Origin of the sequence: Rhizobacter sp. Root1221 (genome assembly GCF_001425785.1) — a bacterium.
GTDB lineage: Bacteria > Pseudomonadota > Gammaproteobacteria > Burkholderiales > Burkholderiaceae_C > Rhizobacter.
This window is the reverse complement of the sequence record NZ_LMDI01000021.1, coordinates 47,794-67,102: the sequence shown is the minus strand read 5'-3', so window position 1 is coordinate 67,102 and position 19,309 is coordinate 47,794. Positions and strand designations below refer to the sequence as shown.

Sequence of the window (19,309 nt, the reverse complement as noted above, 5' to 3'; positions counted from 1 at the left end):
GCGACCGATCCGCTGCGCGAGGTTCCACCCGACCACGTGTGTCATATGCCGTCCCTTCGAAGCCGCGAACTCTAGGGAGCGGCGTCAACAAGGACCAGCGAGTTGACAATCGTTGACAGTGCGGCGTGAGGACGTCACGCCGCAGGCGCGCGACGGGTCAGAAGGTGGGAGACAAGGGCAGGCACATGCGGAACTCCGCACCCTGGCCGGGTTCGCTGACCACCTCGACGGTGCCTTGGTGGCGAACCACCACGGCCCGCACGAACGCGAGGCCCAGGCCCGCGCCCCCGGCACGCCCGGTCGTCTCGCCGCGGCGGTGGAAGGGCTCGAACAGCACGGCCTGGTGCGCGGGCGGGATGCCGGCGCCCTCGTCGCGCACCGCGATGGTGGCGTGCCCGCCGGCCACCACGAGCGAACACGTGACACGCCCGCCGTCACGCCCGTACTTCAGCGCGTTGTCGACGAGGTTCGCGACGGCACGGGTGAGCGCGTCACGGTCGGCATGCAGCTCGCACGGCGCCTCGCCGAGGTCGGTGACCAGGTCGACGCCCCGGGCACGTGCCTGGTCCCACAGCCGGTCGGCCGCATCAGCCACCACATCGGCCAGATCCACCAGGCTGAAGACGTAGTGATCGGACTGCGCGCGGGCCAGGTGCACGAAGTCGTCGGCCAGCGCCAGCGTTCGGTGGGCGTGGCCGGCGATGCGTTCGAACAGCGCGGGTTCGGCGGGCCGCCGGTCCAGCCGGTGCAGTTCGAGCAGCGTCAGGATCGACGACTGCGGCGCCCGCATGTCGTGGGAGATGAACCGCAGCGCCTCCTCGCGCAGGCGCTGCGCCTGCTGCACGGTGGAGATGTCCACGAGCGTGACGATCCAGCCGGACACTGCGCCGTTCGGGTCGCGGCGCGGGGTCCACTTGACCAGCAGGTCACGCTGGTCGCGGTCGCGTGCGGGCCATTCCGCATCGCGATCACCCCCCACCGGCGGCAGGGGCCGGCCGTCGAGCGGGAAGATCCGGCCCTCGAGCAGCAGGTCGACCGGCGCATCCACGAGTGCGTCCGCCGGCATGCCGAAGTAACGCACCGCCGCCGCGTTCGCGAGAAGCACGAGGCCCCCGCGGTCGGACACGAGCACCGGATCGGCCAGGTGATCGAGGCTTTCATGCACGAACTGCTGCAGGCCCCGCAGTTGTTCCACGGCGCTCGCCATCGCCCGCATGCGCCGGTCGAGTTCGTCGCCGCCGCGCGGCAGGCGCACCGGCAGGGCGGCCAGCAGCTTGTCGTGGGCCTGCAGCTGCCGCACTTCTTCGGCCAGGTAGGCCACCGCCGCTTCGATGCGCAACCAGCTCCAAAGCGGGTACACGAGCGTGAGGCAACCGAGCGCAGCCAGCGGCGCGAACTGCACGCCGGCAAACCGCAATGCCGCCCACGCCCCCGCGTAGACCGCCGCCATCAGTGAGATCGCCGTGCCGAAGGCCCAGCGTGGCCGCAGGTGATACAGCCCCATCATGGCAAGCACCACCGGCAACGCGGTGAACAATGCGTTCTGCCACGGCGTCGCGCGGCGCATGTCGAGGCCGCGGTGCAGCGCGTCGAGCACGTTGGCGGTGACCTCGACCCCGGGCATCAGCTGGTCCTCGCTCGCCATCGGGGTCAGGTAGACGTCACCCAGGCCCGCCGCGGTGGCGCCCACGAGCACGTAGCGGCCGCGCAGCACGTCCACCGGCACGCGGCCGTCGAGCACGTCCACGTACGACACACGCTGCACGTGCCCGGGCGGCCCGGCGAACGGGACCTGCATCCAGTAGTCACGCCACCACGCGCCGGCCTGCACATCGCCCGGCGGCCGGCGCACACCGGGCCAGCGTTCGACCGGCGGGGCTTCGCCGCCGGCCTTCAGCAGCGCGAGTGCCCAGTGGTCCCATGCCTGCCCGGCGGTCCCCTCGCGCAGGAACACGCTGCGCGCGACGCCATCACGCCCCAGCTCGACATGGATGTGGCCGAGTGCGGCCGCCGCGCCGGCCAGCGCGGGCACGGGCAACGCGGCGCGGGGGCCGGCCGCGCCGAGGCGTTCCATGTGCAACGGCAGCACGACGTGGCCGGCGCGCGCGATGGCGGCGGCCAGCCGGGTGTCGTCGTCGGGGTGGGCGGCGTCGGGTTCTGTCAGGATCAGGTCCAGGCCGATCGCGCGAGGCCCGGCCGCGTGGAGCCGGTCGATCAGGTCGGCGTGCACGCGCCGCCGCCATGGCCAGCGGCCCAGTTCGGCGATGCTGCGGTCATCGATCGCGACGATCACGATGTCCGCCGGCGCTGGCCGGCCGTCCATCGCGCTCAGGTGGTCCATGAAGGCCGCCTCGATCCGGCTCGGGCCGTTCGCGTATCCCCACGCCAAGGCCACGCCCACCGCCACGAGCCAGAAGAGGCCCCACCGTGCGAGCCACGGCGCAGCCCGCATCAGGGCACCGGCGTGTCGACCCGCCCGCCGGCACCCGCGGCCACCGGCGCGCCATCCGACGTGCACAACCCGCCCGCCGATCCCACCCGCCGCGGCGCGGAGAACGCCGAGCGCAAGCCATCGGCACGCAATGTCTTGAGCCGCAGGTAGTGCGGCTCGCAACCCGACGGCAGATCGAGCCGGGCGGATGGTTCGGTCAGCTCCGACTGCACCACGATCCGCGTGAACGCGAGGTCCTCGGCCACCTGCAGCTCATACCGCTCCCCCGCAGCGCCCTGCCAGTGGATCGCCGTGCCGTCGGCGCCGTCGACGACCGGTTCGGGCGCCACCGGCGCCGGCACGATCGTGAACACGCTCGGGTCGCTGAACGGGCCGCGGTCGTCGCTGCCGTCGCCGGCGCGGATCACGGTGGCCACGCGCCAGCGGTAGTCGCCCGGTTCGGTGACGTCGATGCGGAACACGCAGCGATCGGCCGGTGAATCCTGGCGAACGACCACCCCGTCCAGACGCAGCACTTCCATGCGGTAGAACGCCGCACCCGGCACGTCGGTGCAGCGCAGGTCGAGCGGGCCGGGGCCGGCCACCTGGTGGGCCGCGGGGAACTGCGCGAGGGGGGGCACCGGCGTTGTCTTGACCCGCAGCGGGGCCACGGTCTCCGCGCCGAGCAGGCCATCACGGTCCACGGCCCGCACGCTGAGCATGTAAGTGCCGTCCGGGAGGTCGGCAGTCTCGATGGGCAGCGGCGTTTCCGCACTGACCCGCACGCGGGTGAACGCGTCGTCCTCGGCCAGCTGGACGCGGTAGGCCACGGCGCCGTCCACCGCCGCCACCGGCACGGCAAACGGCAGGCGTTCGACGAGCGGGGTGGTGATGCCCGGGGCCGGCAACAGCGGCCGCACGACGGGCGTGCGCGACGCCGCCGACATCACCGCGCCCTCGCCCGCAGGGACAGCCGTCTCGGCGAGGCCTTCCACCGACACCGCCACGCGGCCTTCGACCACGTCCGACAACACCCGGCGCCCACCGTCGCCCACCGTCACACCGAAGCGGGTACCACGCACGCCGGTGACGGCCAGCGGCGTGCGTACATCGAAACGCGAACCCGTCGGCTGCGGCGTGACGGTGGAATCGACGCGGCCCTTGTCGAGCTGCATCACCGTCTCGCGGCGTTCACCGCCCGGTTTCGCGCGGAGCCGTTGCAGCGACACCACCGTGCCGGCCTGCACGTGCAGCACCGATCCGTCATGCAGGCGCAAGGTGGCGAAGCTGGCCGTGCCCACGGTGACGGTGGCACGTTCGCCGAGAACGTCGCCGGCGGCCAGCGCTTTCGGCCCCGTGCCGGGCGCCATCACGACCGTGACGGTGCCCCGCACGTAAACCACCACCGCGGGTTGTTCGACCCCGCGCAGGCGGGCCACGGGCAGGCGCAACTCGCGGCCCGGCGAGAGGCGGTTCGGGTCCCGCACGCGGTTGAGCCGCGCGAGTTCGGCCCAGTCGGCCGGCCGTTCGAGCAGCCGCTCGGCCACGCCGTAAAGTGTGTCGCCGCGTTGCACGCGGTATGGCACGGTGTCTTCGGCCGCAGCCCAGGCCGGCGCGGAGAAGGCGAGGGCCAGCAACCAGGGCGTGCGGCTCACGACGCGGCCTCCGGCAACGGCGTGGTTTCCAGATCGGTCACGGCTTCGAGCCGGTACCCCTGGCCGTACACCGCGGTCAGGCGAAAGCCCCTCGCCGGGCGCAGGTTGAGCTTCACGCGCAGCGACGACACGTGGGTGTCGAGGCTGCGGGACGGCAGGTCGACACCGACACCCCACACCGCCTCGAGCAGGTGGGCCCGCGACAGCAAGCGCCCGAGGTGGTTGAACAGGCAGCGGGCCAGGTCGTACTCCTTCTGCTTCAGCTCGATCGGTTCGCCGTCGTACGTGACGGTGCGTGCCGCCGTGTCGAAGCAGAAGCCGCCGTGCTGCGTGACGGCGTTGTCGTGGCTGGGGTAGCTGCGGCGCAGCAGCGCGTTCACGCGGGCCATCAACTCGTGCACGCGGATCGGCTTGACCATGTAGTCGTCCGCGCCGCTCACCAGGCCCTCGACGATGTCGCGTTCGTCGCCACGGTTCGTCACGAACACGATGGGCAGGCGGTGCGCGAGGTGCTGCCGCGCCCAGCGCACGACCTCGATGCCGGGCAGGTCGGGCAGTTGCCAGTCGACGATCAGCAGGTCGAACGTGTCGCGCCGCAAGGCGCGCAGCAGCGCCTCGCCATGCTCAAAGGGGGTGCAGTCGTGGCCAATGGCCCGGACGGTGCGTTGCACCAGATCCAGTTGCGACGGATCGTCGTCGAGTGCAGCGATGCGCATGCGTGAACCAAACCTTGAAGGCAGCCGGCGGCCGCCACGTTGAGGAACTGCAGGGAAGAAAAGGCCGCGCATTTTCGCCCAGGTCCGTGACAGTCATCCGGCAATCGACACACATTTCTGTCTTGACAGAAATGAATGACGGGGGGAGGATCGCGCCATGGACCTCTCTCCCACCCTTTCCCGGTTCGTGCTGCACTGGGGCGAAATGGGCACCCGCTGGGGTGTCAACCGCACCGTCTCCCAGATCCATGCGCTGCTCTACATCACCGGCCGGCCCATGCACGCCGAGGAAATCGCCGACACGCTGAAGGTGGCCCGCTCCAACGTCAGCAACAGCATCCGCGAGCTGCAGAGCTGGAGCCTGGTGAAGCTCGTGCACGTCGCCGGCGACCGCCGCGACCACTTCGAAACCTCCAGGCAGGTGTGGGAGCTGTTCCGCACCATCGTGAAGGAACGCCAGCGCCGCGAGATCGCCCCCACGATGGAAGTGCTGCGCGAGTTGCTCGCCGACCCCGCCATCGCGAAGGACCCGGCCGAGGCCAAGCGCCGCATGCAGGAAACCCTGGAGCTGCTCGACACCCTCACCCTCTGGAGCGACGAGATGCTGCGGCTCGACACCCAGACGCTGACCAAGGTGCTCAAGCTCGGCGCCAAGATCAAGAAGCTGCTCGGGCGCACCCCGGCGGAAGACACGGCCGCGGGGGCCTGACCGCCCCGCTTTTTTTTGCCCAACCATTTCTCTCTCGACAGAAATTACTGGAGAAACTCATGCGATCCGCCTACCCGCTCACCCTGCTCTACGACGCGGCCTGCCCGGTGTGTGCGCTGGAGATGGACCACCTGCGCGACCGCAACACCGCGGGCCACCTCGCGTTCGTCGACATCGGGCAGCCCGGCTTCGACGCCGCGGCCTGGGGCACCACCCACGCCGCACTCGACGCCGAGATCCATGGTGTGTGGGCCGATGGCGCGGTCACCGTGGGACTCGAGACGCTGCGCGGCGCGTACGCCGCCGTGGGGCTGGGCTGGGTGATGCGCCCCACCGGCTTCGCCCCGGTGCGGCCGCTGTTCGACGTGGCCTACCGGCTCTTCGCGCGCTACCGCCGGCCCATCTCGCGGGCCACGGCGCCGCTGATCCACGCGGTGCGTGCGCGCCGCCTGCAGGCCCGCATGGCCCGTTGCCGTGCCGGCGCCTGTGCCATCGAATCCACCAGGGAGGACAGGTCATGAGGGTGCTCGTCTGCGGGGCCAGCGGGTGTGTGGGGCGTGCGGTGTCGAGGGCGCTGCGGTCGCGCGGCCACCAGGTCGTCGAAGGGGCACGCGGTCTCGAAGAGGCGCGCCACACGATGCCCATCGACTTCATGGTGCCGGTGCCGCCCACCGCGTGGGCACGGCGCCTGCGCGACCGGCACGTCGACGCGGTGGTCAACTGCGTGGGCATCCTGATGCCCACGCAGGGCCAGACGTTCGAGCGGGTGCACACCGCCGGCCCGGCCGAGTTGTTCCGCGGCGCTGCCATCGCCGGGGTCGTCCGGGTGGTGCAGGTGTCGGCCCTCGGGGTGGGTGACGACGCCGGGAGCCTGGCCACGCCCTACCTGCACAGCAAGCTCCTCGCCGAGGAGGCCCTCGCCGCCACCGCGGTCGACGGGGCCGTGGTGAGGCCGTCGCTCGTGTACGGCCCCGGCAGCCAGAGCGCGGCGCTGTTTGCCACCCTCGCGAGCCTGCCGGTCGTGAGCCTGCCCGGCCTCGGCGGCCAACGGCTGCAACCGATCCACGTCTACGAACTCGCCGAGGCCATCGTGCGGCTGGTGGAACGCGATGAACCGGTGCGCGGGGTGTTCGAACTCGGTGGCGGCGACACCGTCACCTACCGCGAGATGCTCGCCAGCTACCGCGCCGCGCTCGGCCTCGGCGGCGCCGTGTGGCTGCCGGTGCCGATGCCGCTGATGGCCTTCGGCGCCTGGCTCGCCGAAGCGCTGCCGCAGCGGGTGTTCTGCCGCGACACGATCCGGTTGCTGGGCCGTGGCCTCGTGCCCGCGGGCAATGCGATGGCCGTGCTGCTGGGCCGCACGCCCAGCACGCTGGCCCACGGGCTTGCCACCACCGCACCCGAGCCGCTCGTCGACCTGCGCGTGGTGCTGAGCCCCGCGGTGGCCTGGCTGCTGCGCGGCGCCCTCGCCTTCATGTGGATCTACACCGCGCTGGTCAGCATCCTGCTGCAACAGGACTCGGGGGTGATGACACTGCTGGCCCGTTGCGGGTTCGCCGGCGATGCGGGCACCGTGGCCCTGATCGGCTCGTGCACGCTGAACACCGGCCTGGGGCTGGTGCTGCTGTGGCGCCCGTCGCCCTGGGTGTACGCGGTGCAGTGTGGTGCCGTGGTGGGTTACACCGCCACCGCCGCGTTCCACATGCCCGAACTGACGATCGACCACTGCGGCCCGCTCGTGAAGAACCTGCCCGTGCTCGGGGCCATCGTGGTGCTGTGGCTGGGCCACCGCGAGACGCCGGCGCGCATCCCGACACCCGCGTGGGGTCGGCTTGACAACCTCGGTCGGAAGGTCAACACTTAACTCATCGGTTTTCAATCATGGAGCCCCGATGAATGACGCCACCCACCACCCCGTTGTCTCCCGCACCGACTGGCTCGCTGCCCGCCAGGGCCACCTCGTGCACGAGAAGGAGTTCACCCGCATGCGCGACCGGCTCAACGAGGAACGCCGCGCGCTGCCATGGGTGAAAGTGGACACCGCGTACGCGTTCGACACCCCTGACGGCCGACAGATGCTCGGTGACCTGTTCGGCCGCAACAGCCAGCTGTTCGTCTACCACTTCATGCTGGCACCCGGCCAGGCCGAAGGCTGCGTCGGCTGCTCGTTCCTGGCCGACCAGATCGAAGGAGCGGTGCTGCACCTCGAACACCACGACGTGAGTGTCGTGATGGTGTCGCGGGCACCGCTCGACGACATCCGCCGCTACCAGCAGCGCATGGGCTGGGACATCCGCTGGGTGTCGTCGGCCGGCAGCCCGTTCAACTACGACTTCGGTGTGTCGTTCACACCGGAGCAGGTGGCGTCGGGCCAGGTGGACTACAACTACCACACCATCCAGCCGTGGGGTGAAGACGCCCACGGCGTCAGCGTGTTCTTCAAGGACAACCGCGGCGACATCTTCCACACGTACTCGTCGTACGCGCGCGGCGCCGAAGACCTGCTGGTCGCCAACATGATGCTCGACCGCACCCCGAAAGGCCGCAACGAAAAGACCGCCGACGGCCAACCCATGGACTGGGTGTGCCGGCACGACGCCTACGAGGACACGCCGAAGGCCAAGGCTCCCTGCTGCGGTTGACCGGAGCCCGCCGTGAAGCGTTCCGCGATGCTGGCGGCCTGCGTGGCCGGCGCGGCGGCCGGCCTGTGCATCGACACGCGCGAGGCACCGCTCACCGTGCTGTTGGCCTGGTGTGGCGACACCTCGTCGCCACTGCGGTCCGTCACCCGGCACTGGGCGGCCATGCCCGCATCTCACGCGTTGATGAGCGCTGCCTCGCTGTTGGGGCCCGGCCGGTTCAGCCAGCGGTTGGGCTGCGCGCTGCTGATGCTGGCCTCGATGGTGCTGGCGGGCTGGCTCACGCCGCTGCTGGCACGCGCCACCGGGTTGGCGCCCGCCACGGCGCTGGTGATCGCGATGTGGGCGGGCATGGTGCTGGCCGCGGCCCTGCCGATGGGTGTCAGGCCATCGGGAAACCCTTTGAGAGCCCCTCCCGCAATGCCGTGACAAACACCTGCACCGTGCGCGGCACGTGCGGGCTGTAGGGGCGGATGGCATGCAGGTGGTCACCGAACGCGCCCACCGGGCGCCACGCCGGCAACACCACCACCAGCCGGCCCGCACGCACGTCGCGGTGTGCGCTGAAGTCGGGCAGCAGCGCGATGCCGGCACCGCCGAGCGCCGCTTCGCGCAACACCTCGCTGTTGTTGGCCGCGAACACACCGTGCACCGGCACCCCCACCCGCCCGCCCCGGCCCTTGGCTGGCTCGAAGCTCCAGCTCGGCGAATCGCCGGAGCGCAGGTAGTGCAGGCAGTCGTGTTGTGCGAGATCCTCCGGTGACGACGGCACACCGCGGCGGCGCAGGTAGCCGCGCGAGGCCACCAGCCACGACTGGGTGGGGCACAGCGTCCACGCGACGTGGGTGTCGGGCACGGTGGTGACGTGGCGGATCGCCAGGTCGAAGCCCTCCTGCGCCAGCGACGTGAGGCGGTCCGACAGGTCCAGCTCCACACGCACCTCGGGGTACTGCCGCAGGAACGCCGGGATCAGTGGCACGATCTCCTGGCGCCCGAGTGCCACCGGCGCGGTCACCCTCAACACACCGCGCGGCGCGCCGGCCAGGTCCTTCACGCCGGAGAAACTGCGTTCGATGTCGGCAAACGACGCCCGGGTGGCATCCACCAGCTGCTGGCCCGCTTCGGTGAGCCGCACGCTGCGGGTGGTGCGCCGCACCAGGGCCACGCCGGCCGCTTGTTCGAGCTCGCTGATGCGCTGGCTCATGGCAGCCTTGCTGACCCCCAGGCGTTGGGCGGCGGCGGTGTACGTGCCCATCGTGGCCAGCACGCCGAGGCTGTGGACATGCACCCACAACGCGTCGATCTTTTTGTTCTTCATGCGCTGATTGTTAAGTATTCCGAACAGAGAATCCAGCGATCAGCGCTTGGAAGCACCCGGCCCGGTGCCTAGACTGGACGCTCCAGCCGCAAACCCACCCGGAGCACACCATGGGCGCCATCGAATCCTTCACCGCCACCGCCGAGATCGGCCACCACGTGGGGGGGCGCCCGGCTGCCGGCACCAGCGGGCGGCGCCAGGCCGTCTACAACCCGGCCACGGGTGCAGTGGCCCGCCAGGTGGCCCTGGCCGACGTGACCGAAGTGAACGCCGCCGTGGCGGCGGCCCAGGCCGCGTTCCCCGCGTGGGCCGACACCCCGCCCATCCGCCGCGCCCGTGTGCTGAACCGGTTCCTCGCGCTGATGAACGAGCACCGCGACACCCTCGCCGCGATGATCACCGCCGAACACGGCAAGGTGTTCACCGACGCCCAGGGCGAGGTGGCCCGCGGCATCGACATCATCGAGTTCGCATGCGGCATCCCCCAGCTGCTCAAGGGCGACTACACCGACCAGGTCAGCACCGGCATCGACAACTGGACGCTGCGCCAGCCGCTCGGCGTGGTGGCCGGCATCACGCCGTTCAACTTCCCGTGCATGGTGCCGTGCTGGATGTTCCCGATGGCGCTCGCCGCGGGCAACACGTTCATCCTGAAGCCGAGCGAACGCGACCCGTCGGCGTCATTGTTCATGGCCGAACTGCTGCGCGAGGCCGGCCTGCCCGATGGCGTGTTCAACGTGGTCCAGGGCGACAAGGTGGCGGTGGACGCGCTGATCGAACACTCCGACGTGAAGGCCGTGAGCTTCGTGGGCTCCACGCCCATTGCCCACTACATCCACGAACGCTGCGCGCATTTCGGCAAGCGGGTGCAGGCCCTCGGCGGGGCGAAGAACCACATGGTGGTGATGCCCGACGCCGACCTCGACCAGGCCGTGGACGCGCTGATCGGCGCCGGCTACGGCTCGGCCGGCGAACGGTGCATGGCCATCAGCGTGGCGGTGCTCGTGGGTGACGTGGCCGACAAGATCGTGCCGCTGATCGCCGAACGTGCGCGCGCGCTGAAGGTGAAGAACGGCATGGAACTCGACGCCGAGATGGGCCCCATCGTGACCCGCCAGGCGCTGGAACGCATCGAGGGGTACATCGCCCTCGGCGTGGAAGAAGGCGCCACGCTGGTGGTGGACGGCCGCGGCCTGAAGGTGCCGGGCCACGAGGACGGGTTCTTCACGGGTGGCACGCTGTTCGACCACGTGACCCCGTCCATGCGCATCTACCGCGAGGAAATCTTCGGCCCCGTGCTGTCGTGTGTGCGCGCGAAGGACTTCGCCGAAGCCGTGCAACTCGTCAACGACCACGAGTTCGGCAACGGCGTGGCCTGCTACACCCGCGACGGCAACATCGCCCGCGAGTTCGCGCGGCGCATCCAGGTGGGCATGGTGGGCATCAACGTGCCCATCCCGGTGCCGATGGCGTGGCACGGTTTCGGCGGCTGGAAGCGCAGCCTGTTCGGCGACACCCATGCCTACGGCGAGGAAGGGGTGCGCTTCTACACGAAGCAGAAGTCGGTGATGCAGCGGTGGCCCGAGAGCACCGCCAAGGGAGCCGAGTTCACGATGCCCACGGCCAAGTGACCCCGCCCGCGCTCACGCGCGGACGGGAATGGCACGAAGGGCTTACTTCGAAGCCGGGGTGCCGGTGAAGCTCAGGGACGGCAGTTCGGCCTGGGCCTTGTCCGGCGTCTCGAGTTCCACGACGATGCGGCCCACCAGCAGGCCGAAGCTGGGTGACGTGCGCACGTACTTGGTTTCACCGGCGGCCAGCGTGAAGCTCAGCGTCTTCTCGGTTTCGGTCGAGGTGGAAGCGAGGTAGTTGCCCGGGGCCTTGTCGACGAAGAAGAAGCCGCCCGGCTTCGACTCCCCGACGACCTGGCCGTCCAGGCGGATCTCGGGCTGGATCGCGGCCCCCACCATCGACGACGAACGGAGGAAGTAGACCCGGCCCTGGTTCGGCTTGACCGCCGGAATCGTGTTGGCCATGTCCTGGTATTTCACGCCAGTGGCGCAACCGGACAACACTGCGGCGACAGCGACGGCGGCCGCGAGTTTCAGGAACGTGCGTTTCATTGTGGTTCTCCCAGTGATAGCTGGATCGGACTGTCCAGTGAGGAATACCGGCCTTCGGCCGGCAGATAAAAGCCCACGAGCTGGGACTTGTCGATGACCAGTTGCGCTTCGTGGACCTGGCGGCCTTCGATGGTGAAGACCGTGTTCAGCGGGCGGTAGACCACCCCTTCCGGCAAGCGGCCTACCGCTTGCCAGCGGCTGCCTGCGGGCAGTTCACGCGAGTAGCCGGTGGGGAGCTTGAATGCGAGCGGCGCCTTCACCTGGAACGACGCAGCGGTCGTGGCTGGCGCCAGCGTCGCAGGCGCGCTGACCACCATGGGCGCGCAGGCCGACAGCAGGAAGGGCAACAGGGAAAGGGTGTGACGCAGGCGCATGGGAAGCTCTCCAGAGGTCCGGCCAACCCCATCGGCCGCGGGCGCCATGTTGCCTGAATTCACCCCTCGGTTCGATGGCGGCGCGGGGGGTGTGGCGCCCAGGTCACATCGTCTCGGTGGGGTCGACGCGCAACAGGCAGCTGTCCCCGCTGGCCTCGCGGGAGATCCGCACGGCGGCCACCGACGGGCGCACGTCGCGCAGCCCGCGGGCGATGTAGGCGCACAGGTTCTCGAGCGTGGCCGGGCCCAGGTCCGGCACGTCGTCGAGCATCGCGTGGTCGAGCGCGTCGCGCACGGTCTGGATGTGGCGGCGCAGCAGGCCCAGGTCCACCACCATGCCGGTGGCCGGGTCGGGTTGGCCCGCCACCGTCACCTCGGCCAGGTACGTGTGGCCGTGGATGCGCCGGCTGCCGGCCGCGTCCACCTGGCGGTCGAGCGTGTGGGCGGCCTCGAAGTAGAACCGCTGCGAAACCTCGTAGCTCATCGGATGCCCGTGACCTTGTGTGTCTGCAGGCTCAGCCGCCACGCAGGCCGCGCGAGGCACTGGGCGATGCACAGTTCGATGTGGCGGGCCTGCAGCGGGCCGTCCATGGGTTGCAGGTAGCGGTGCGTGAAGTCGGCCTGCTCCAGCACGTCGAGGTCGAGGCCCGGCTGGGGCCACACCACCTTCAGTTCGCTGCCGCGGCGCTGCACCCAGTCGGCGCCGGCCTTCGGGCTCACGCACAGCCAGTCGATGCCGTCGGGCGCGGGCAAGGTGCCGTTGGTTTCCATCGCGATGGTGAACCCATGGCCGTGCAGCGCGTCGAGCAACACCGGGTCCACCTGCAGCAACGGTTCCCCGCCGGTCAGCACGACAAAGCGGTTGGCATGGGACGGATCGGGCCAGAACGACGCGATGCGGTCGGCGAGCGCCTGGGCGCCGGCGAACTTGCCGCCCCCCACCCCGTCGGTGCCGACGAAGTCGGTGTCGCAGAAGCGGCACGTGGCATTGGCGCGGTCGGCCTCGCGGCCGGTCCACAGGTTGCAGCCGGCGAAGCGGCAGAACACCGCGGGGCGCCCGGCGTTGGCGCCCTCGCCTTGCAGGGTGTAGAAGATTTCCTTGACGCTGTACGTGGCCATGGTGGAACAGGAGGGCTGAACTGGAACGGGCGTGAAGCTGCCTGCGTTGCAGGTCTGGCCAACCTCGCATTTTACCCGGCCCTGCTGCCTTGCCGGTACCGACCGGGGTCTGGCACCGCGCCAGCCCGGTCGTGGTCGAACGCCACGGCGCACCCCGACTTTCTCCGGGAAGGCCGCCAGGTCCGGGTAATCCCTCTTCTCCATTTTCGTCCAGTGCCCTGAAATACGGTCCGACGTAAACGTTTACGCAAACGTTTGCATCTGCCGGCCAGCGTCGTCTCGCCGTCCGGCCACGACGATCCAGCCACGAGGAGAAAACGACATGACGATCCGATTCACCCGCCGCGCCGCCGCGTTGGCCGCCGCCCTTGCCCTGCTGACCCCGCTCGCCCAAGCCCAGGCCGCCAAGCCGCGGGTCGGCCTGGTGATGAAGTCCCTGGCCAACGAGTTCTTCAAGAACATGACCGAGGGGGCCCTCGCCCACGAGAAGAAGCGCGGCGACTTCGAGCTGAAGGCGGTGGGCATGCAGTCCGAGACCGACTTCGACGCCCAGACCGCCGCGGTCGAGAACTTCATCACGCAGAAGTACGACGTGATCGTGATCGCCCCGGCCGACTCCCGCGCCATGGTGGCGCCGGTGGCCAAGGCGCTGAAGGCCGGCATCACCGTGGTGAACTTCGACGTGGCGCTCGACCCGGCCGCGCTGAAGAAGGCCGGCCTCGACCTCGCGTTCGTGGGCCCCGACAACCGCGCCGGCGCCAAGATGGCCGGCGACGAGCTGGCCAAGGCCCTGGGCCCGGGCGCCAAGATCGTGATCATCGAAGGCAACCCCGGCGCCGACAACGCCACGCAGCGCAAGCTCGGTTTCGAGGATGCCGCGAAGGCCGGCAAGCTGCAGGTGGTGGCCTCGCAGACCGCCCACTGGGAGACGGAAGAGGCCAACGCGGTGTTCACCAACATCCTCACCGCCCACCCGGACATCCAGGGCGTGATGGTGGCCAACGACTCGATGGCCGTGGGTGTGGCCAAGGCCATCGACGCGGCCGGCAAGACGGGCAAGATCAAGGTGGTGGGGTTCGACAACATCCCCGCCATCCGGCCGCTGATCAAGCAGGGCAAGGTGCTCGCCACGGTGGACCAGTTCGGCAGCGAGATGGCCGCCAACGCGATCGACTACGGCATCAAGTCCCGCAAGGACAAGCAGCCGCTGAAGGGTTGGGTCAAGACCCCGATCGAACTCGTCACCGCCAAGAACCTGAAGTGACACGGCCATGAACGGCACCCCGGCCCTCGCCCTGCACGGCCTCACGCGCCGGCACCCCGGCGTGGTCGCGCTCGACGGCGTCGACCTGGTGCTGCAGCGCGGCGAGGTGCATGCCCTCGCCGGGGAAAACGGCGCGGGCAAGTCGAGCCTGATCAAGATCCTGTGTGGCGCTGACCAGGCGGACGCGGGCCACATGGCCCTGTTCGGCGCGCCGTACGCGCCGCACAGCCCGCTCGACGCGATGCGCGCCGGCATCCGCGTGGTGCACCAGGAACTGCACATGCTCGACCAGCTCTCGGTGGCCGAGAACCTGCTGTTCGAACACCTGCCACGCCACCGGTTCGGGTTGCTCGACCGCGGCGCGCTGCACCGGCGCGCCGCGGAACTGCTCTCGCTGGTGGGGCTGGACGACCTGGCACCGTCCACGCTGGTGGCCACGCTGGGCATGGCGCAGCGGCAGCTGATCGAGATCGCCAAGGCGCTGTCGGGCGACAGCCGCATCGTCATCATGGACGAACCCACGGCCACGCTCACGCCCCGCGAAACCGACCGGCTGCTGACACTGATCCGCCAGCTGCGCGACCGCGGCGTGACGGTGGTGTTCGTGTCCCACCACCTGCAGGAGCTGTTCGAGGTGTGCGACCGGGTCACCGTGTTGCGCAACGGCCGCAAGGTGGCCACGCAGGCGATGGCCGACACCACGCCCGACGAGCTGGTGCGCCTGATGGTGGGGCGCGACCTGGCGGAGCGGGCGGTGCGCCAGCCGCCGGTGCTCGACAGCACGCGCGCGCCGGCACTGCGGGTCGACGGCCTTCGCTTTCGCGGCCAGCGGGGCACGGCCCCGCTGTCGTTCGACGTGCGGTACGGCGAGATCGTGGGCCTCGCGGGCCTCGTCGGTTCGGGCCGGACCGAAACCGTGCGCGCCCTCTTCGGTGCCGACCCGGTCGTGGCCGGCCAGGTGTTCCGCGATGGCCGCCCGGTGTCCATCGGCAGCCCGCGGGACGCGCTCGCCGAGGGCATTTGCCTGCTGACCGAGAACCGCAAGGACGAGGGCCTGATCCTCGACATGCCGATCCGCGCAAACCTGTCGCTCGCTCACCTCGGCGCCGTCTCGCGCTCGGGCCTGATGCAGGCGGGCGCCGAGGCCGAGGTGTCGCGCCGGCTCGTGGCGGACCTGCAGGTGCGGCTCGCGTCCATCGACCAGCCCGTGCGTGAACTCTCGGGTGGCAACCAGCAGAAGGTGGTGCTCGGCAAATGGCTGCTGCGCGACCCGAAGGTGCTGATCCTCGACGAACCGACACGTGGCGTGGACGTGGGCGCCAAGGCCGAGATCCATGCGCTGCTCGAACGCATGGCGGCCCGCGGCCTCGCCGTGCTGGTCGTGTCGTCCGACCTGCGTGAGCTGATGGGCCTGTGCGACCGCTTGCTGGTGATGAGCCGCGGCGTGATCACCGGCGAGGTGCCGCGCCAGCAATTCGACGAAGAGGCCATCCTCGCGATGGCCTACCAGGAATACACACGGGCCGCCGCCCGCGAAACCGCCACAGGCTGAACCCCCATGAACACCCCCACCCCAACCCCCTCGCTGGCAAGCGCGGCACCGCCCCCCGCCTCGTTGCGCCACCGCACCCGCACCGTGTTGCGCGAAGCCGGCATTGGCGTGGCCCTCGTGTGCCTCGTCGCGGTGTTCGCGATGCTGTCGCCCATCTTCCTGACGTCCAACAACATCACGAACATCTTCACGCAGATCTCGATCAACGTGATCCTCGCGGTGGGCATGACTTTCGTGATCCTGATCGGCGGCATCGACCTGTCGGTGGGGTCGGTGATGGCGTTCTGCGCGGTGGTGGCGGGCACGGTGCTGAAGGCCGAGGGGCTCGACGTGGGCGCGGCCATCGCCCTCGCGCTGCTGGCCAGCGTGGCCGTGGGCGCGCTGTGCGGCCTCGCCAACGGGGCCATCTCGGCGTACTGGGCCATCCCGTCGTTCATCGTCACGCTGGGCATGCTCAACATCGCCCGGGGCGCGGCACTGCAGTGGACGCAGGCGCGGTCCATCTACGAGTTCCCCGATGCCTTCAACGACTTCGGCAGTGCCTCGGTGTTCGGCGCACCGGCCATCTTCCTCGTGGCGCTCGCCTTGGTGGCCATCGGCTGGTTCGTGCTGAACCGCACCGTGTTCGGCCGGCTCATCTACGCCATCGGCAACAACGAGGAGGCCGTGCGCCTGGCGGGCCACAACGTGCGGGCGTACAAGATCGCCGCGTTCGTGATCTGCGGCGCAGCGGTGGGTGTGGGGGCGGTCATCTACATGACCCGGCTCACCATCGCGAGCCCCATCTCCGGCATCGGCTTCGAGCTGAATGCCATCGCGGCGGTGATCATCGGCGGCACCAGCCTGAGCGGCGGGCGCGGGTCGATCATCGGCACGCTGCTGGGCGCCTGCATCATCGGGGTGCTCGCCAACGGGCTGATCCTGATCGGCATGAGCGACTTCCTGCGGCAGATGGTCACCGGTTTTGTCATCATCCTCGCCGTCGTGCTCGACGTGTACCGTGCACGCCTGACCCGCGCGGCCGACTGATGCGCGCCTCTCCCCACCCCCGAACGGAACCGAGCAAGCGATGAGCACCATCAAGGACGTGGCCCAGCACGCACAGGTCTCGGTGGCCACCGTGTCCCACGTCATCAACGACACCCGGTTCGTCAGCGAAGCCACCCGCGAGCGCGTGCAGGCCGCCATCGCGGCGCTGCGGTACGTGCCGAGCGCGCTGGCGCGCAGCCTGAAGAGCAACCGCACGCACACGATCGGGATGATGATCCCGAACAGCTCGAACCCGTACTTCGCGGAGATCATCCGCGGCATCGAGGACACGTTCTACGAAGCCGGGTTCAACGTCATCCTCTGCAACTCGGACGACGACCCCATCAAGCAGAGCAACTACGTGCGGCTGCTCACCGAGAAGCAGGTGGACGGCCTGATCGTGCTGTCCTCCGGCAGCGACGTGGAGCTGCTCGACACGCTGCGCGCCGCCCGCATGCCGCAGGTGGTGGTGGACCGCGAGATCGACGACCTGGCCGCGGACCTGGTGGAAGTCAACCACGAGGCTGGCGGCTTCCTCGCCACGCAACACCTGATCCAGCTCGGCCACCGGCGCATCGCGTGCATCGCGGGCCCGCAGGGGCTGTCGTCGGCCCGCGAGCGGGTGCAGGGCTACCGCCGGGCGCTCGCCGAGGCGGGGCTGACGGTGGACGACCGCCTGCTGCGCAGCGCCGACTTCACCAGCGCCGGAGGCCACGCGGCCATGACCTCGCTGCTGGAGATGCCCCACACCGCACGCCGCCCCAGCGCGGTGTTCGCGTCGAACGACCTGATGGCCATCGGCGCCATCTGTGCGGCAGCGTCCCGCGGGCTGCGCATTCCTGGCGACGTGTCGGTGGTGGGTTTCGACGACATCGCGCTTGCCGCGCACAGCAACCCGCCGCTCACGAGCGTGGTGCAGCCCAAGCACCAGACCGGCCAGCTCGCCGCGCAGCTGCTGCTCGAGCGCATCGCGAACCCGGGCCGCGCGCTGCAACGCACCATCCTTCAACCAAAGCTGCTGGTGCGCCAGTCGTCCGGCCCGTGTCCGGAGGCGGCGCGATGAGCGGCGGTGTGGTGGTGCTCGGCAGTGTCAACGTGGACCTGGTGCTGCGGTGTGCGGCACTGCCGCAGCCGGGGCAGACCGTGCACGGGCAGGACTTCCAGACGCTGCCCGGTGGCAAGGGCGCGAACCAGGCGGTGGCCGCCGCGCGCCTCGGGGCACCGGTGGCCTTCATCGGCTGCGTGGGCGACGACGACTTCGGCCGCACGGCTCGCGCGGTGCTCGCGGCCGAGGGCATCGACACCACCCACCTGCACACGATGGCGGGCACCCCCACCGGGGTCGCGATGATCCTGGTGGACGGGGCCGGGCAGAACTGCATCGCGCTGGCCGCCGGCGCCAACGCCCTGCTCGACACCGCCCAGGTGGACGCCGCCGCCGCGTTGATTGAAGGCGCTGCGCTGTTCGTGTGCCAGCTGGAGTCCCCGCTGGCCGTGGTGCGGCATGCCATCGCCATCGCCCATGCCGCCGGTGTGCCGGTGCTGCTGAACCCCGCGCCTGCCCAGGCCCTGCCGGCCGACGTGCTGGCGCAGGTGGACGTGCTGGTGCCCAACGAAACCGAAGCCGCCGTGCTGGCCGCGTGGCCCGACGGCACGCCGTTCGATGCCGCCGTGGCGGCAGGCCGGCTGCGCGCGCTGGGGCCGCGCACCGTCATCGTGACCCTGGGCGCCGATGGCGCCTACGTCGCGGCCGACGGGCTCGCGCGGCACGTGCCCGCACCAACGGCCGCCCGGGTGGTGGACACCACCGGTGCCGGCGACACCTTCATCGGTGCCTACGCCGCCGCCCGCTGCGAAGGTGCCGACCTGGCCCGCGCGGTGGCCTACGCCCAGCGGGCCGCCTCGCTGAGTGTCACGCGTGCGGGGGCCACGGGTGGCATGCCCCGCCGCGACGAACTGGGATCCCCATGAAAAAGACCGCCTTGCTCCACGGAGAACTGTCGCACCTGATCGCCACGATGGGCCATGGCGATGCGCTGGTCATTGCCGACGCAGGCTTGCCGGTGCCGGCCGGTACCCGCTGCATCGACCTCGCCGTGGCTCGAGGCGTGCCGTCGTTCGAGCAGGTGCTGGACGCGGTGCTCGCCGAACTGCAGGTGGAGCATGCCGTGCACGCCAGCGAACTGCAGGCGCGTAGCCCCGCACTGGCGGCGGCGTTGCGCGGGCGCCTCGACGGCATCCCGCTGTCCCAGGTGGACCACCCCACGTTCAAGGAACTCACCCGGAGCGCGCGGGCCATCGTGCGCACGGGCGAGTTTTCACCGTACGCCAACGTGATCCTCCACGCTGGCGTGGTGTTCTGACACCGGGACAAGAACGA

20 protein-coding genes are annotated in these 19,309 nt (G+C 70.3%); 12 read left to right on the top strand and 8 right to left on the bottom strand.

Features of this window, described 5'->3' with window-relative positions; genetic code table 11:
• Positions 1–157: 157 nt before the first annotated feature.
• Genes ASC87_RS16095 through ASC87_RS16085 form a run of 3 tightly spaced genes read right to left on the bottom strand, consistent with a single transcriptional unit; the run spans position 158 to position 4,802 of the window.
• Entirely contained in the window at positions 158–2,452 is a 2,295-nt protein-coding gene (locus tag ASC87_RS16095) for a CHASE2 domain-containing protein (protein ID WP_056663949.1), read from the bottom strand.
• On the bottom strand, positions 2,452–4,086 hold the full coding sequence (locus tag ASC87_RS16090; protein ID WP_056663946.1) for a FecR domain-containing protein: 1,635 nt from the start codon (positions 4,084–4,086) through the stop codon (positions 2,452–2,454). Before ASC87_RS16090 ends, ASC87_RS16095 begins: the two co-directional genes overlap by 1 nt.
• Entirely contained in the window at positions 4,083–4,802 is a 720-nt protein-coding gene (locus ASC87_RS16085) for a response regulator transcription factor (RefSeq protein ID WP_056663944.1), read from the bottom strand. Before ASC87_RS16085 ends, ASC87_RS16090 begins: the two co-directional genes overlap by 4 nt.
• 157 nt (positions 4,803–4,959) lie before the next feature.
• On the opposite strand from ASC87_RS16085, the gene ASC87_RS16080 reads away from it, so the two are divergent.
• The 5 genes from ASC87_RS16080 to ASC87_RS31915 are packed head-to-tail and all read left to right on the top strand — an operon-like array spanning position 4,960 to position 8,579.
• Complete coding sequence (locus tag ASC87_RS16080; protein WP_056663942.1) at positions 4,960–5,511, top strand: GbsR/MarR family transcriptional regulator; 552 nt, start codon at positions 4,960–4,962, stop codon at positions 5,509–5,511.
• Between the two features lie 59 nt (positions 5,512–5,570).
• The gene (locus ASC87_RS16075; protein WP_056663940.1) at positions 5,571–6,032 is read left to right on the top strand and encodes a thiol-disulfide oxidoreductase DCC family protein; all 462 of its coding nucleotides are present in this window, start codon (positions 5,571–5,573) and stop codon (positions 6,030–6,032) included.
• Positions 6,029–7,375, top strand: a complete 1,347-nt coding sequence (locus ASC87_RS16070; protein WP_082568669.1) for an SDR family oxidoreductase — start codon at positions 6,029–6,031, stop codon at positions 7,373–7,375. Before ASC87_RS16075 ends, ASC87_RS16070 begins: the two co-directional genes overlap by 4 nt.
• A 28-nt stretch (positions 7,376–7,403) precedes the next feature.
• Positions 7,404–8,153, top strand: a complete 750-nt coding sequence (locus tag ASC87_RS16065; protein ID WP_056663935.1) for a thioredoxin family protein — start codon at positions 7,404–7,406, stop codon at positions 8,151–8,153.
• A 12-nt stretch (positions 8,154–8,165) separates the two neighbouring features.
• Positions 8,166–8,579 (top strand): hypothetical protein, encoded by a 414-nt coding sequence (locus ASC87_RS31915; protein WP_157604078.1) that lies wholly within the window; start codon positions 8,166–8,168, stop codon positions 8,577–8,579.
• On the opposite strand, the gene ASC87_RS16055 is transcribed toward ASC87_RS31915, so the two are convergent.
• The gene (locus ASC87_RS16055) at positions 8,533–9,468 is read right to left on the bottom strand and encodes a LysR family transcriptional regulator (protein ID WP_056663928.1); all 936 of its coding nucleotides are present in this window, start codon (positions 9,466–9,468) and stop codon (positions 8,533–8,535) included. The genes ASC87_RS31915 and ASC87_RS16055 overlap by 47 nt on opposite strands.
• A 110-nt stretch (positions 9,469–9,578) precedes the next feature.
• Here ASC87_RS16055 and ASC87_RS16050 point away from each other — a divergent pair, with 110 nt between their 5' ends.
• Positions 9,579–11,099, top strand: coding sequence for a CoA-acylating methylmalonate-semialdehyde dehydrogenase (locus tag ASC87_RS16050; RefSeq protein WP_200954370.1), 1,521 nt, complete (start codon positions 9,579–9,581; stop codon positions 11,097–11,099).
• A gap of 42 nt (positions 11,100–11,141) precedes the next feature.
• Here ASC87_RS16050 and ASC87_RS16045 read toward each other — a convergent pair whose 3' ends face one another.
• The 4 genes from ASC87_RS16045 to queE all read right to left on the bottom strand — a co-directional run bounded on the left by ASC87_RS16045 (position 11,142) and on the right by queE (position 13,084).
• Positions 11,142–11,591: a DUF2846 domain-containing protein gene (locus ASC87_RS16045; protein ID WP_056663925.1), complete on the bottom strand. Its 450-nt coding sequence runs from the start codon at positions 11,589–11,591 to the stop codon at positions 11,142–11,144.
• Positions 11,588–11,965 (bottom strand): hypothetical protein, encoded by a 378-nt coding sequence (locus tag ASC87_RS16040; RefSeq protein ID WP_056663923.1) that lies wholly within the window; start codon positions 11,963–11,965, stop codon positions 11,588–11,590. Before ASC87_RS16040 ends, ASC87_RS16045 begins: the two co-directional genes overlap by 4 nt.
• A 103-nt stretch (positions 11,966–12,068) precedes the next feature.
• Positions 12,069–12,449 carry a 6-carboxytetrahydropterin synthase gene (locus ASC87_RS16035; protein WP_056663920.1) on the bottom strand — a complete coding sequence of 127 codons (381 nt, stop codon included), beginning with the start codon at positions 12,447–12,449 and terminating at the stop codon, positions 12,069–12,071.
• Positions 12,446–13,084: a 7-carboxy-7-deazaguanine synthase gene (gene queE, locus ASC87_RS16030; protein WP_056663917.1), complete on the bottom strand. Its 639-nt coding sequence runs from the start codon at positions 13,082–13,084 to the stop codon at positions 12,446–12,448. The genes ASC87_RS16035 and queE overlap by 4 nt, the downstream gene beginning before the upstream one ends.
• Positions 13,085–13,406: 322 nt before the next feature.
• Between queE and ASC87_RS16025 the strand changes: the two genes are divergently transcribed.
• Genes ASC87_RS16025 through rbsD form a run of 6 tightly spaced genes read left to right on the top strand, consistent with a single transcriptional unit; the run spans position 13,407 to position 19,292 of the window.
• Positions 13,407–14,348: a sugar ABC transporter substrate-binding protein gene (locus ASC87_RS16025; protein WP_157604077.1), complete on the top strand. Its 942-nt coding sequence runs from the start codon at positions 13,407–13,409 to the stop codon at positions 14,346–14,348.
• A gap of 7 nt (positions 14,349–14,355) precedes the next feature.
• Positions 14,356–15,900: a sugar ABC transporter ATP-binding protein gene (locus tag ASC87_RS16020; RefSeq protein ID WP_056663913.1), complete on the top strand. Its 1,545-nt coding sequence runs from the start codon at positions 14,356–14,358 to the stop codon at positions 15,898–15,900.
• Positions 15,901–15,906: 6 nt separating this feature from the next.
• Entirely contained in the window at positions 15,907–16,929 is a 1,023-nt protein-coding gene (locus ASC87_RS16015) for an ABC transporter permease (RefSeq protein ID WP_056663910.1), read from the top strand.
• Between the two features lie 40 nt (positions 16,930–16,969).
• Positions 16,970–17,992: a LacI family DNA-binding transcriptional regulator gene (locus tag ASC87_RS16010; RefSeq protein WP_056663907.1), complete on the top strand. Its 1,023-nt coding sequence runs from the start codon at positions 16,970–16,972 to the stop codon at positions 17,990–17,992.
• Positions 17,989–18,900 (top strand): ribokinase, encoded by a 912-nt coding sequence (gene rbsK, locus ASC87_RS16005; RefSeq protein WP_056663904.1) that lies wholly within the window; start codon positions 17,989–17,991, stop codon positions 18,898–18,900. The genes ASC87_RS16010 and rbsK overlap by 4 nt, the downstream gene beginning before the upstream one ends.
• A complete protein-coding gene (gene rbsD, locus ASC87_RS16000) occupies positions 18,897–19,292 on the top strand; it encodes a D-ribose pyranase (protein WP_056663901.1) in 396 nt (131 codons plus the stop codon). The genes rbsK and rbsD overlap by 4 nt, the downstream gene beginning before the upstream one ends.
• Positions 19,293–19,309: the final 17 nt, after the last annotated feature.

What these genes read in the sequence shown, in the direction of transcription:
- ASC87_RS16095 (WP_056663949.1), bottom strand. Translation starts at nt 2,452, where the DNA reads ATGCGGGCTGCGCCGTGGCTCGCACGGTGGGGCCTCTTCTGGCTCGTG.
- ASC87_RS16085 (WP_056663944.1), bottom strand. Translation starts at nt 4,802, where the DNA reads ATGCGCATCGCTGCACTCGACGACGATCCGTCGCAACTGGATCTGGTG.
- ASC87_RS16080 (WP_056663942.1), top strand. Translation starts at nt 4,960, where the DNA reads ATGGACCTCTCTCCCACCCTTTCCCGGTTCGTGCTGCACTGGGGCGAA.
- ASC87_RS16075 (WP_056663940.1), top strand. Translation starts at nt 5,571, where the DNA reads ATGCGATCCGCCTACCCGCTCACCCTGCTCTACGACGCGGCCTGCCCG.
- ASC87_RS16070 (WP_082568669.1), top strand. Translation starts at nt 6,029, where the DNA reads ATGAGGGTGCTCGTCTGCGGGGCCAGCGGGTGTGTGGGGCGTGCGGTG.
- ASC87_RS16065 (WP_056663935.1), top strand. Translation starts at nt 7,404, where the DNA reads ATGAATGACGCCACCCACCACCCCGTTGTCTCCCGCACCGACTGGCTC.
- ASC87_RS16055 (WP_056663928.1), bottom strand. Translation starts at nt 9,468, where the DNA reads ATGAAGAACAAAAAGATCGACGCGTTGTGGGTGCATGTCCACAGCCTC.
- ASC87_RS16050 (WP_200954370.1), top strand. Translation starts at nt 9,579, where the DNA reads ATGGGCGCCATCGAATCCTTCACCGCCACCGCCGAGATCGGCCACCAC.
- ASC87_RS16045 (WP_056663925.1), bottom strand. Translation starts at nt 11,591, where the DNA reads ATGAAACGCACGTTCCTGAAACTCGCGGCCGCCGTCGCTGTCGCCGCA.
- ASC87_RS16040 (WP_056663923.1), bottom strand. Translation starts at nt 11,965, where the DNA reads ATGCGCCTGCGTCACACCCTTTCCCTGTTGCCCTTCCTGCTGTCGGCC.
- ASC87_RS16035 (WP_056663920.1), bottom strand. Translation starts at nt 12,449, where the DNA reads ATGAGCTACGAGGTTTCGCAGCGGTTCTACTTCGAGGCCGCCCACACG.
- queE (WP_056663917.1), bottom strand. Translation starts at nt 13,084, where the DNA reads ATGGCCACGTACAGCGTCAAGGAAATCTTCTACACCCTGCAAGGCGAG.
- ASC87_RS16025 (WP_157604077.1), top strand. Translation starts at nt 13,407, where the DNA reads ATGACGATCCGATTCACCCGCCGCGCCGCCGCGTTGGCCGCCGCCCTT.
- ASC87_RS16020 (WP_056663913.1), top strand. Translation starts at nt 14,356, where the DNA reads ATGAACGGCACCCCGGCCCTCGCCCTGCACGGCCTCACGCGCCGGCAC.
- ASC87_RS16015 (WP_056663910.1), top strand. Translation starts at nt 15,907, where the DNA reads ATGAACACCCCCACCCCAACCCCCTCGCTGGCAAGCGCGGCACCGCCC.
- ASC87_RS16010 (WP_056663907.1), top strand. Translation starts at nt 16,970, where the DNA reads ATGAGCACCATCAAGGACGTGGCCCAGCACGCACAGGTCTCGGTGGCC.
- rbsK (WP_056663904.1), top strand. Translation starts at nt 17,989, where the DNA reads ATGAGCGGCGGTGTGGTGGTGCTCGGCAGTGTCAACGTGGACCTGGTG.
- rbsD (WP_056663901.1), top strand. Translation starts at nt 18,897, where the DNA reads ATGAAAAAGACCGCCTTGCTCCACGGAGAACTGTCGCACCTGATCGCC.